Origin of the sequence: Ancylobacter sp. SL191 (assembly GCF_026625645.1) — a bacterium.
Taxonomy (GTDB): Bacteria; Pseudomonadota; Alphaproteobacteria; order Rhizobiales; family Xanthobacteraceae; genus Ancylobacter.
Window position 1 is genome coordinate 2,396,093 of the sequence record NZ_CP113056.1, and the last position, 11,386, is coordinate 2,407,478.

The window sequence follows — 11,386 nt, forward strand, 5'->3', positions numbered from 1 at the left end:
TCTAATGTGAGTGAATATATGACCGTCGCGGTGACCATCGACCAGGTCGGCAAATCCTTCGGCACGGGTGCGCCGGCGCTGGCGGACGTGTCGCTGGAGGTGAAGCCGAGCGAGCTTGTGGCGCTGCTGGGGCCCTCCGGCTCGGGCAAGACCACGCTGCTGCGCATCGTCGCCGGGCTGGAGCAGCCGAGCCATGGCCGCGTGCTGTTCGACGGGCATGACGCGCTCTCCGTGCCGGTGCGTCGGCGCGGCATCGGCTTCGTGTTCCAGAATTACGCGCTGTTCCGGCACATGACGGTGTCCGAGAACGTCGCCTTCGGCCTGCGCTCGCGCCCGCGCGCCGAGCGGCCTTCCGACACCGAGATCAAGAAGCGGGTGGCGGACCTGCTCGCCCTCGTGCAGCTCGAAGCCTTTGGCGGGCGCTTCCCCGCCCAGCTCTCCGGCGGCCAGCGCCAGCGCGTGGCGCTCGCCCGCGCGCTCGCTATCGAGCCCAAGGTGCTGCTGCTCGACGAGCCCTTTGGCGCGCTCGATGCGCTGGTGCGCAAGGAGCTGCGCAAATGGCTGCGCGAGCTGCATGACCGCACCGGCCACACCACGCTGTTCGTCACCCATGACCAGGAGGAGGCGCTCGAACTCGCCGACCGCGTGGTGGTGATGGGCAAGGGCAAGATCGAGCAGGTCGGCACGCCCGACGATGTCTATGACAAGCCGGCCACCGCCGCCGTCTTCGGCTTCATGGGCGAATCGAGCCGGATCGAGGTCGAGGTGCGCGACGGCGTCGCCATTGCCGGCACGACGCCCATCGCGGCGGCCACCCATGCGGTGCCGGACGGGGCGGGGCTGCTTTATGTACGCCCGCATGACGTCTCGCTGGGTCTTCCCGGCACGCCCGGCCTCAAGGGCGAGGTGCGCGGCTTCCGCCGCCATGGCGCGATCCGCCGGGTGGAGATCGAGGTGGGTTCCGCGCTGTTCGAGGCCGACATCGCCCCGACCGTGCGCGTGCCGATCGGCGAGAAGGTCGCGGTGCGGCTCGACCGGGCGCGTCTCTTCGTCAATGGCGGGCCGGGCGTCGATTGCCGCGCCCCGGCGGCGCAGCAGCCCGGCGAATACGCCATCTGAGGCGCGAGGACGGGGCGACGCCGTCAGCGGCGGTGCATGAGCCAGACGCCGTCATGTGCCGGGTGGCCCTTGACGCCGCCCTTCGTCGGCTCGCGCGCGGCTTCCACGAGACGGTAGGTCGCGCCGTAATGCCGGCGCACCTCATGCGCGTCGACGCTGAAGGGCGGGCCGATCGCCAGCGACGGATCATACTCGAAGGTGATCAGCAGCTGCGGCGCGGCATGGGTGAGGTGGATGAGATGCGCCGCATAGCCCGCGCGCATATGGTCGGGCAGGGCGACGAGTGCGGCTCGGTCATAGATCGCGTCAACGATACCGAGGGCGTGGCGGTCGAGATCGAAGAGATTGCCGACAAAGACGGTGAGCCCCGCCGCCTCGAACCGCTCCAGCGGGCCGAGCGGGGTGATGGCAGGGGTGAGACCGAGCTGGTGGAACAGCGCCTCGACGGCAAGTCGGCTGAGTTCGGCCCCGACCACTGGGTGACCCTGCGCCATCAGCCAGCCAATATCGTGCGACTTGCCGCAGAGCGGGACGAAGACCCGCCCATCTTCCGCAACGTCGAGCGCGCGGAAATGCTTCAGCAGCAGCGGGTTCGGCTCGGATTCGTGGAAGCCGATCTGGTTGTTATGCCAGCGCCCGTGCCAGAACTCTTCATTCATCTCGACCTCCTGCGCGTGCGCGCCCACATCGTTCCATGTCATGGGCTCGGCACTCGAGCCTGTGAGTCGGTGTTCCGTGTGACAGGCGGATGACCGGCGCGCCCTTCGCCTGTGGCCGTCAGGGGTCCGTGCGCCGGATGAAGGCGCCAAAGGCGCGCGGGCCGTCCGCGACCTCGATATCGGCGATCACCTTGAGCGTCGCCGTGTCGATCACGCTGAGCGTGTTGCTCTCCCAGTTCGCCACATAGACGCGCGTGCCGTCGCGGCTGGCGGCGATACCCTCGGGGTAGTCGCCGACCGGTATGGTGGCGAGGCGGGTGAGGCTGCCGGTATCGAACACCGTGACGGTCGAGGCGTACTGGTCGGTGGTGAAGGCGCGGCCATTGGCCAGCGCCACCGCATAGGGCCGCTGGCCGACCTTCACCGTGCCGACGACCGCACGGGCGGGGATGTCGACGATGGTCACGTCGTCCGAGGCGACATTGGCGGTGTAGGCGCGCCTGCCCTCGGCATCAATGGTGACGCCGAAGGGGCGGGCGCCGACCTTCACCGTGCCGAGGCGGGTGAGCGTGGCTGTGTCGATGAAACTGACCTGATCGGAATCGCGGTCGGCCGAGAGCAGCAGCGCGCCATCGGGCGTCACCGCGAGACCCGAGGGGGAATCGCCGACCTCGACCTCGCCCGTCAGCACCCCGCGCGCGGCATCCACCACGACGATCTTGTGCCGATACCAGTCCGCGACATAGGCCGGGCTGCCGGAGGGGTGCACGGCGACCCCGAGCGGCCCGCCGCCGACATCGACGCGGTGCTCCACGGTGCGGGTGGCGGCATCGAGAATGGTCAGCGCCTTGCCGTCCGGCGAGGTGACGAAGGCGCGCCGGCCCAAAGGGTCCACCGCGATGCCGGCCGGCTTGCCGGGGATGGGCAGGGTGGCGACCACCTTGGCCGTCGGCAGATCGACGATGGAGAGCGTTTCCGCCGGCTGCGAGGTGACGAAGGCCTCATCCGCGCGGGCGGGCGCGGCGAGGAGAAGGGCGGCGAGGAGGATGGCGAGACGCCCCGGAACCCGGATCGTCGTCATCCCGGACGACCGAAGGTCGAGCCGGGATCGCGCCATGACGGTGGGCGGTCCCGGCTCGCGCTGACGCGCGGCCGGGATGACAAAGCAAGGTGGGGAAGAGCCCTCTCCCCATGGGGGAGAGGGGACGTGTTGCGCCAGCGGATTCACCGGCGCCACCGCCTCAGCTTCCGCCTTCGATCTTCTTCTTCAGGCTGTCGAGCCCGGCCTTGTAGAGCCCGGTGACGGCGTTGATCGCGGCCTGGTCGTCCAGCTCCGGCGGCGGGTCGTTATTGGGGTAGCCGCGGTAGAAGGCGCCGCGCCACTCGACCTCGGACTTGGCGCCGCCCTCGGCGGGGGTGACGACCAGCCAGGAGGAATAGTTGGTGACCGGCAGCACCTTCACGTCGACCTCGTCGATCCGGTACATCAGGGTCATCTTTTCCGGCTCGAGCTTGGCGACCTCTTCCTTCACCGTCGCGCCGTTCTTCAGCGTGAGGGTGCGCTTGGCGCCGGCCGCATTGCCGCCCGTGCCCTCGGTGGTGGCGACCACCGGGATCCAGCTGCCATCCTGGAAATTGGAGACCACGGCCCAGACCTTGTCCGGCGGGGCGTTGATGATGATCTTCTCGGAGATTTTCTGGCGGGTCGGGCCGTGCGCATGGGCGCCGACGGCGGTAACGGCAAGGGTGGCGGCGGCAACGGCCACCGTAAGCAGTTTGAATTCCATCGTTTCCATCCCGGGGCTGGGTGCGTTCCGGGCTTTTGTCGCCCGTTGGGACTCAGTCTAGGACCGGATTTGCCGTTCGTGAATACACGTCGGAGTGGAAAACTTCCTGACCTAAATTCTTTGAAATTCTTAAGAGAATTCTTTGAGAATCTTAAGAAAGGCGGCGCCAAAGGCTTCCAGCTTGGCGGCGCCGACGCCGCGCACGGAGGCGAGCTCGGTGCGGCTGCGCGGGTGCTCCACCGCCATCTCCTCCAGCGTCTTGTCGGCGAAGACGACATAGGCCGGCACGCCGCGCTCGGCCGCGAGTTCCCGGCGCAGCGCCTTAAGCTTGCCGAGCAGGGCGCTCTCGGCCGGGGCGAGCTCGGTGGCGCTCTCGCCGCGTCCGGGCTTCTCGCGCCGGCGCTTGGAGGGCGCACGCAGGGTGAAGGCGCGGGTGCCGCCGAGCACGGCAAGGCCGGTCTCCGTCAGTACCAGCGCGCCGAAGCGTGTGGGGTCGGCATTGAGCGCGCCGGTGGCGACGAGCTGGCGCAGCAGGGCCCGCCACTCGGTCGCCGGCTTGTCGCCGCCCGCGCCGAAATCGGCGAGGCGGTCATGGCCGCGCCCGCAAATCTGGTCGTTGCGCTGGCCGGTAACGAGGCTGGCAATATAGGCCGCGCCATAGCGCTCGCTGGTGGCGCGCACGAGGCGCAGGACCAGTTGCGCCTCGCGGCTCGCATCCACCACCTTGGGCGGATCGCGACAGACATCGCAGGCCCCGCACGCCTTTGCCCGCTCGCCGAAATAGCCGAGCAGCACGGCGCGCCGGCAGGTCACCGCCTCGCAGAAGCCGACCATGGCGTCGAGCCGGCGGGCCTCCACCATCTTGCGCTCGGGCGGGGAGGGCTCCTCGTCGAGGAAGCGGCGGCGGGTGGCGATGTCGCCGGCGGAATAGAGCAGCAGCGCCTCGGAGGGCTGGCCGTCGCGGCCGGCGCGGCCGATCTCCTGATAATAGGCTTCCAGCGTGCCCGGCGAATCCGCGTGTAGCACATAGCGCACGTCCGACTTGTCGATGCCCATGCCGAAGGCGACGGTGGCGACCATGACGACGCCGTCCTCGGCCAGGAACACTTCCTGATTGGCCGCCCGCGCCTCCGGGCTCATGCCGGCATGGTAGGGCAGCGCGCGCACGCCCGCCGCCTGCAGCCGCTCGGCGGTCTCGTCCACCTTCTTGCGGGAGATGCGGTAGACGATGCCGGCGACGCCCTCGCGTGCCCGCACGAAGCTCTCGATCTGCCGGGCCGGGTCTTTCTTTTCCTCGACGCCGATGAAGATGTTCGGCCGGTCGAAGCCGGAGACGAAGACACGGGCCTGCCCGCCGAACAGCCGCTCGACGATGTCGTCGCGCGTCGCCTTGTCGGCGGTAGCGGTCAGCGCGACCAGCGGCGCGGCGGGAAACAGCTCGCGCAGCTTGCCCAGCGCCAGATATTCCGCGCGGAAGGAATGGCCCCATTGCGAGATGCAATGCGCCTCGTCGATGGCGATGAGGCCCAGCGGCAGGCGGGCGATGGCCGCCAGCATACGCTCGGTGAGCAGCCGCTCGGGGGCGAGATAGAGCAGGCTCACCTCACCCGCCGCCACGCGCCGCCAGATCGCGATGTTTTCCTCGCGCGACTTGCCGGAATGGATCGCCTCGGCGGCGACGCCCTGCAGCTTCAGCGCGTTTACCTGGTCGTCCATCAGTGCGATGAGCGGGGAGACGACGAGCGACAGTCCACCAAAAACGAGCGCGGGAAGCTGGTAGCACAGCGACTTGCCGGCGCCCGTCGGCATTACCGCCAGCGTCGGCACGCCCGCCAGCACGGCATCCACAACTTCCTGCTGGCCGGGGCGGAAGCGGTCGAACCCGAACACCTCGGCCAGCTTCTGCCACTTGCCCTGCTCGATGGCGGGCGGCAGCAGGCCGATGGCGGGGTGGACGGGGATGTTCATCGCGGGCTCGTCGTGCTCCCTGTCGCGCAACGCCCTTGGCAGCGCCGGCTCGGGTGGAGATGGTAACGCCGCCCGGAACGGATTCGCGGGCTTTTCGAGAGAATCAGTTCGGATGGCCCTCGAGCTCACCCTCGGTTTAACCCTCGTTGCGCTGCTGTTCGAGGCCGCATTGGGCTATCCGCGGATTTTGCTGGAGCGGATCGGCCATCCGGTGATGTGGGTGGGGCGGCTCATCAGCCTGCTCGACACCCATGTGAACCGCGACACGGACAGCCCGCTGGAGCGCAAATTCGCCGGGGTGGCGACGCTGCTGGTGCTGCTCACCGTCGGGCTGACGGCGGGCGCGGCGGCGCAGAAACTGTTGCTGCTGCTGCCCATGGGCTTTTTCTACGCCGCCTTTGTCGGCTCGACCCTGCTCGCCCAGCGCAGCCTGCATGAGCATGTCGCTCGCGTCGCCGACGGGCTGGAGCGCAGCCTTGCCGAGGGCCGGCAGGCGGTGTCGATGATCGTCGGGCGCGATCCCGAAAAGCTCGACGAGGCGGGTGTCGCCCGTGCGGCGATTGAGAGCCTCGCGGAGAATTTTTCCGACGGCATCGTCGCGCCGGCCTTCTGGATGGCGGTCGGGGGCCTCGCCGGCGCCTGCGCCTACAAGGCGGTGAACACCGCCGACAGCATGATCGGCCATAAGGATGCGCGGCATTTGCAGTTCGGCTGGGCGTCGGCGCGGTTCGACGATCTGGTGAACCTGCCGGCCTCGCGCCTTGCCGGGCTGCTGCTGATCGCCGGTGCCGTATTCGTGCCCGGCGCCTCGCCGCGCGCGGGCTGGATCGCCATGCGGCGCGACGCGAAAAAACATCGCTCGCCCAATGCCGGCTGGCCGGAGGCGGCGCTCGCCGGTGCGCTCGGCATCGCCATTGCCGGGCCGCGCCATTATGGCGGGCAGCTCTCCACCGACGGCATCATGGGCGAGGGCGGACGGCGCGACTGCACCGCCGCCGACATCCGCCGGGCGCTCCAGCTCTACCGCGCGGCGGACGGGGTGATGGTGGCGGTGCTGTCCATCGTGGTGATGGCACTGGCGATTTGAGGCGGGCTCAGCCCCGCGCGATCGCCAACAGCCGGTCGAGATCGACATGGCGCTCGAGATGCGCGGCCAGCGCATCGAGCGTCGCCTCCACCCCGGCCTCATAGGCAAGGTCGGAGGGCGGCGCGCCGAGGCGGGCGAGCCAGTGGCGGCGCTGGCGGTCGTCGGCGAACAGGCCATGGGCGTAGGTGCCGATGACGCGGCCATCGGGCGAGATGGCGCCCTCGTCTCTGGCGCCTTCCGCACCCGCGCCGTCGATCACCGCGAAGGGGCGGGCGCGCCCTCGGCCTTCCGTCACGCCCATATGCATCTCATAGCCGGAGAATGGCACGCCATCGGCGGTGCCGGTGACGGCGACGAGGCGCTTCTCGCCGGCCAGCACGGTGTCGACCTCCAAAAGGCCGAGCCCCGGCACGGTCGCGGGCGGGCCCTCGATGCCGTCCGGGTCGGCGATGGAGCGGCCGAGCATCTGGTAGCCACCGCACAGGCCCAGCACCCGCCCGCCGCGCCGGACATGGGCGAAGAGGTCGATGTCCCAGCCTTCCGCCCGGAAATCAGCGAGATCGGGAATGGTGGTCTTCGAGCCGGGCAGGATGACGAGATCGGCATCGGCCGGCAGCGGGGTGCCGGGCCGCACGCGGATCACCTCGACCGAGGGCTCGGCGTCGAGCGGGTCGAGATCGTCGAAATTGGCGATGCGCGGCAGCAGCGGCACGGCGATGCGCAGCTTCGCCTGCGGCTTCGCCAGCGTGGCGGCATCAAGCGCCAGCGCGTCCTCCGCCGGCAGGCGGCGGGCATCGGGGAAGAAGGGAATGAGGCCGAGCGCCGGCCAGCCGGTACGAGCGGCGATCTCATCCATGCCGGCGGCGAACAGGGCCGGGTCGCCGCGGAAGCGGTTGACCAGAAAGCCGCGGATCATCGCCGCATCCTCTTGGGGAAGCACGGCTTTTGTGCCGACGAGGCTGGCGATGACCCCGCCGCGGTCAATGTCGCCGATCAGGATGACGGGAACATTGGCCGCGCGGGCAAAACCCATATTGGCGATGTCGCCGGCGCGCAGATTGATCTCGGAGGCCGAGCCGGCGCCTTCCACCAGAACGAGGTCGGCCTGTCCGCGCAGATGCGCATAGCTCTCCAGCACGGCGGCGAGCAAAGTGGGTTTGAGCTTCTGGTAGTCGGCGGCCCGGGCGTTGCCACGCGAGCGGCCCTGCACGACGACCTGCGCGCCGATCTCGCTCTGCGGCTTCAAGAGCACCGGGTTCATATGGACCGAGGGCGCCACCCGCGCGGCGCGCGCCTGCAGCGCCTGCGCGCGGCCGATCTCGCCGCCATCTTCGGTGACGGCGGCATTGTTCGACATGTTCTGCGGCTTGAACGGGCGGACCTCCAGTCCGCGCAAGGTGAAGGCGCGGGCGAGGCCGGCCACCAGCAGCGACTTGCCGACATCCGAGCCGGTGCCCTGGAACATGAGGGCCAAAGGCTGGCGAGGGGGAGATGTCACGCGCCCGCTCCCCGCTTCAACGTCGTCATGGCCGGGCTTGGCCCGGCCATCCATGTCTTTGATCGCGCACGCGATTCAACCGAAATCGTGGGCCCCCGGACCACGTCCGGGGATGACGGCGTGACGAGGGGCCTCAGCCGCGCCGTGTTTCCAGATAGTCCACGCGCCGCTCGAGATTGGACTCGCGCACCATGCCGGGGATCAGGAACAGGTCGATGATCTGGCCGATGCCGAGCAGGCCGAGGGTCAGAAGCCACAGCGCGCCGGTCCAGTAGCGGCCGGCGTAGAAGCGGTGGATGCCGCAGACGCCGATGAGGCCGAAGAACCAGAACAGATAGGCGACCGGGGTGGATCGCATCGGGGCATTGCTCCGTCATGTCAACACGCCGCGACAGCCGGCGTCCTCCTAGAGATAGGAAGCGACGTGCCGGATTTCGAGATCGCACGGGCCAGGCGCCACGGGATATTTCGACACGGCGTGGCTCGGGGGGCATCAGAACTCGATGCCTTTCTGCGCCTTCACCCCGGCTTTGAAATGGTGCTTCACCAGCGCCATCTCGGTGACGAGATCGGCGGCCTCGATCAGCGACGGCTTGGCGTTTCGGCCGGTCACGACGACGTGCAGCCCCTCCCGCCGCGTGGCCAGTGTGGTGACCAGTGTGTCCAGCGGAAGGTACTCATAGCGCAGGGCGATGTTCAGTTCGTCCAGGATGAGCAGGCCGATGCTCGGGTCGGCCATCAGCTCCTGCGCCTTCTCCCACGCCCGCGTGGCGGCGGCGATGTCGCGGGCGATGTCCTGCGTCTCCCAGGTGAAGCCCTCGCCCATGGAATGCCACTCGACCCGGTCGCCGAAGCTCTCCAGCGCCGCCCGCTCGCCGCTGTCCCACGCGCCCTTGATGAACTGCACCACGCCGACGCGCCCGCCATGGCCGAGCGTGCGCAGAGCGAGGCCGAAGGCGGCGGTGGATTTGCCCTTGCCCGGCCCGGTATGGACGATGAGCAGGCCCTTCTCGATGGTCTTCTCCGCCACCTCGGCGTCCTGCACCGCCTTGCGCTTTTCCATCTTGGCGCGGTGGCGGGCAGCCTCTTCCGGGGAAATTGCGCTCATCTCTCGTCCTTCACCATCATGGGCAGCCCGGCGACCATGAAGATCACCCGCGTCGCCCGGGCGGCGACCATCTGATTCAGCCGGCCCTGCGCATCGCGAAAACGCCGGCCCAGCGCGTTGTCCGGCACGATGGACAGGCCCACCTCGTTGGAGACCGCGACCACCGGCCCGTCATGGGTGGCCAGCGCCTCCACCAGCGCCGCGCATTCGGTGGCAAGGTCGGCGTCGGCCAGCATGCGGTTGCTGAGCCACAGCGTCAGGCAATCGACCAGCACCGGCGCGCCGGCGGGCAGGGCGCTCACCGCCGCCGCCAGATCATGCGGGGCGTCGATCGTTTCCCAGCCCGGCCCGCGCCGGCCGCGATGCTCGGCGATGCGGGCGGCCATCTCGTCATCCCAGGCCTGCGCCGTGGCGATGTAGCGCCAGGGCGGGGGGAGCGCCTCGATCAGGGATTCGCCATGACGGCTCTTGCCCGAACGGGCGCCGCCGAGCACGAGCGTCAGCGCCATGAGTCACCCGTGGCCGACAGGCGGCGTATCGTCATCACTCTTCCCATACCCCTGCCCGATGAGCGGCGGACTATAGCGGGGGCGGTCCGCCGGGCAACCGCGCCGTGGCGGGTGTGGGCGGTTTGACTTTCCCGCCCAAGGCCCCTTTAGTGCCGGTGACCATCGGTTTCCGCGTCTTCGGGCGCGGGACGAAGAGGGAATGCGGTGCGGAGGGTTCGGACCCTCCTAATCCGCGGCTGCCCCCGCAACTGTGAGCGGCGAGCCTGCGCCGAAAGCCACTGGGACATCCCCCGGGAAGGCGGCGACGAGGCGGCGACCCGCGAGCCAGGAGACCTGCCGAAGGTTCGGTGCTGAAAGCCGGCGGGGTGCCCGGCTGTCAGGCAGAGCCGCGCCTTTGGCGGCCTCTCGCGTGGCGATTCCCGCCGCGACCGGCGCATCCCGTCAACCGATTGGCTTGCGTGGAGACGCCATCATGAGCAGCGCCGTTCCTAACTCCCTGTCGCGGGTGCCCTGCACCATCGTCACCGGCTTTCTCGGCTCGGGGAAGACGACGCTGATCCGCCATGTGCTGGAGAACGCCAAGGGCAAGCGGCTCGCGGTCATCGTCAACGAGTTCGGCGATGTCGGCATTGACGGCGAGATCCTGCGCGGCTGCGGCATCGAGACCTGCCCGGAGGAGAATATCGTCGAGCTTGCCAATGGCTGCATCTGCTGCACCGTGGCGGATGATTTCGTGCCGGCGCTCGACGCCATTCTCTCCCGCGTGCCGAAGGTCGATCACATCCTGATCGAGACCTCGGGCCTCGCGCTGCCCAAGCCGCTGGTCCAGGCCTTCCACTGGCCGGCGATCAAGAGCCGGGTGACGGTGGACGGCGTCGTCGCGGTGGTGGATGGCGAAGCGCTGGCGGCGGGCCGCGTGGCGCATGACCATGACGCGCTGGCCGCCCAGCGCGCGGCCGATGACAGCCTCGACCATGACGACCCGATCGAGGAAGTGTTCGACGACCAGATCGCCTGCGCCGATCTCGTCATCATGACCAAGACCGACCTGATCGACGCGGCGGGCCTCGCCACGGCGCAGGCGGCGCTGGCGGGCGAGCTGCCCAAGGGCGTGCGCGTGGTTTCCATCACCGAGGGGCGGATCGACCCGGCGGTGCTCATGGGCCTCGGCGTCGGCACCGAGGACGACATCGAGAACCGCAAGACCCATCACGATGACGAGCTGGACCACGACCATGACGATTTCGACAGCTTCGTCGTCGAGGTGCCGGAGATCGCCGATCCCGCCGCCTTCGCCGCCCGCATCGCCCGCGCGGCGGACGAGGCGGATGTGTTGCGGGTGAAGGGCTTCCTGCCCGTCGCCGGCAAGCCGATGCGGCTGCTGGTGCAGGCGGTCGGTCCGCGCGTTGCCCATCATTATGACCGCGCCTGGGGCAGCGAGGCGCGCACCGGCCGCCTCGTCGCCATCGGGCTGAAGGGTCTCGACCGGGCGAAGGTGGAAGCCATCCTCGCCGGCGAGAGCGTGGCGGCGTGAGGCGGCCCCATCCCCTTGCCAACCGTCATGGCCGGGCTTGGCCCGGCCATCCACACCTTCGGCCGGAGCACCGGCGCGAACAGTCGTGGATCCCCGGGCCAAGCCCGGGGATGACGG

General features: G+C 69.3%; 11 protein-coding genes and 1 riboswitch. Of the genes, 3 read left to right on the forward strand and 8 right to left on the reverse strand.

From position 1 onward, the window contains the following. Positions 1–18 precede the first annotated feature (18 nt). Positions 19–1,119: a sulfate/molybdate ABC transporter ATP-binding protein gene (locus OU996_RS10800; protein ID WP_267581609.1), complete on the forward strand. Its 1,101-nt coding sequence runs from the start codon at positions 19–21 to the stop codon at positions 1,117–1,119. Between the two features lie 23 nt (positions 1,120–1,142). Here the strand turns inward: OU996_RS10800 and tmpT are convergent, their stop codons facing one another. The 4 genes from tmpT to recQ form a co-directional block, all read right to left on the reverse strand. Beyond that, the gene (gene tmpT / locus OU996_RS10805; RefSeq protein WP_267581610.1) at positions 1,143–1,778 is read right to left on the reverse strand and encodes a thiopurine S-methyltransferase; all 636 of its coding nucleotides are present in this window, start codon (positions 1,776–1,778) and stop codon (positions 1,143–1,145) included. Positions 1,779–1,896: 118 nt separating this feature from the next. Continuing rightward, positions 1,897–2,859, reverse strand: a complete 963-nt coding sequence (locus tag OU996_RS10810) for a YncE family protein (protein WP_267581611.1) — start codon at positions 2,857–2,859, stop codon at positions 1,897–1,899. A gap of 160 nt (positions 2,860–3,019) precedes the next feature. After that, positions 3,020–3,565 (reverse strand): SRPBCC family protein, encoded by a 546-nt coding sequence (locus OU996_RS10815; RefSeq protein WP_267581612.1) that lies wholly within the window; start codon positions 3,563–3,565, stop codon positions 3,020–3,022. A gap of 129 nt (positions 3,566–3,694) precedes the next feature. Beyond that, positions 3,695–5,533 carry a DNA helicase RecQ gene (gene recQ, locus OU996_RS10820; protein ID WP_267581613.1) on the reverse strand — a complete coding sequence of 613 codons (1,839 nt, stop codon included), beginning with the start codon at positions 5,531–5,533 and terminating at the stop codon, positions 3,695–3,697. A 112-nt stretch (positions 5,534–5,645) separates the two neighbouring features. Here recQ and cbiB point away from each other — a divergent pair, with 112 nt between their 5' ends. Then, positions 5,646–6,620 carry an adenosylcobinamide-phosphate synthase CbiB gene (gene cbiB / locus OU996_RS10825; protein WP_267581614.1) on the forward strand — a complete coding sequence of 325 codons (975 nt, stop codon included), beginning with the start codon at positions 5,646–5,648 and terminating at the stop codon, positions 6,618–6,620. Positions 6,621–6,627: 7 nt separating this feature from the next. Here the strand turns inward: cbiB and OU996_RS10830 are convergent, their stop codons facing one another. From OU996_RS10830 to cobU, 4 genes are all read right to left on the reverse strand, one after another. Next, positions 6,628–8,085, reverse strand: coding sequence for a cobyric acid synthase (locus OU996_RS10830; RefSeq protein ID WP_267585680.1), 1,458 nt, complete (start codon positions 8,083–8,085; stop codon positions 6,628–6,630). Positions 8,086–8,251: 166 nt separating this feature from the next. Continuing rightward, the gene (locus tag OU996_RS10835) at positions 8,252–8,476 is read right to left on the reverse strand and encodes an NINE protein (protein ID WP_267581615.1); all 225 of its coding nucleotides are present in this window, start codon (positions 8,474–8,476) and stop codon (positions 8,252–8,254) included. Positions 8,477–8,611: 135 nt separating this feature from the next. Beyond that, complete coding sequence (gene cobO / locus OU996_RS10840) at positions 8,612–9,226, reverse strand: cob(I)yrinic acid a,c-diamide adenosyltransferase (RefSeq protein WP_267581616.1); 615 nt, start codon at positions 9,224–9,226, stop codon at positions 8,612–8,614. Then, complete coding sequence (cobU, locus tag OU996_RS10845) at positions 9,223–9,735, reverse strand: bifunctional adenosylcobinamide kinase/adenosylcobinamide-phosphate guanylyltransferase (protein ID WP_267581617.1); 513 nt, start codon at positions 9,733–9,735, stop codon at positions 9,223–9,225. The genes cobO and cobU overlap by 4 nt, the downstream gene beginning before the upstream one ends. A gap of 146 nt (positions 9,736–9,881) precedes the next feature. After that, positions 9,882–10,091, forward strand: a riboswitch (cobalamin riboswitch). A gap of 116 nt (positions 10,092–10,207) precedes the next feature. Between cobU and cobW the strand changes: the two genes are divergently transcribed. After that, positions 10,208–11,269, forward strand: coding sequence for a cobalamin biosynthesis protein CobW (cobW, locus tag OU996_RS10850; protein ID WP_267581618.1), 1,062 nt, complete (start codon positions 10,208–10,210; stop codon positions 11,267–11,269). The last annotated feature ends 117 nt before the right edge of the window (positions 11,270–11,386 follow it).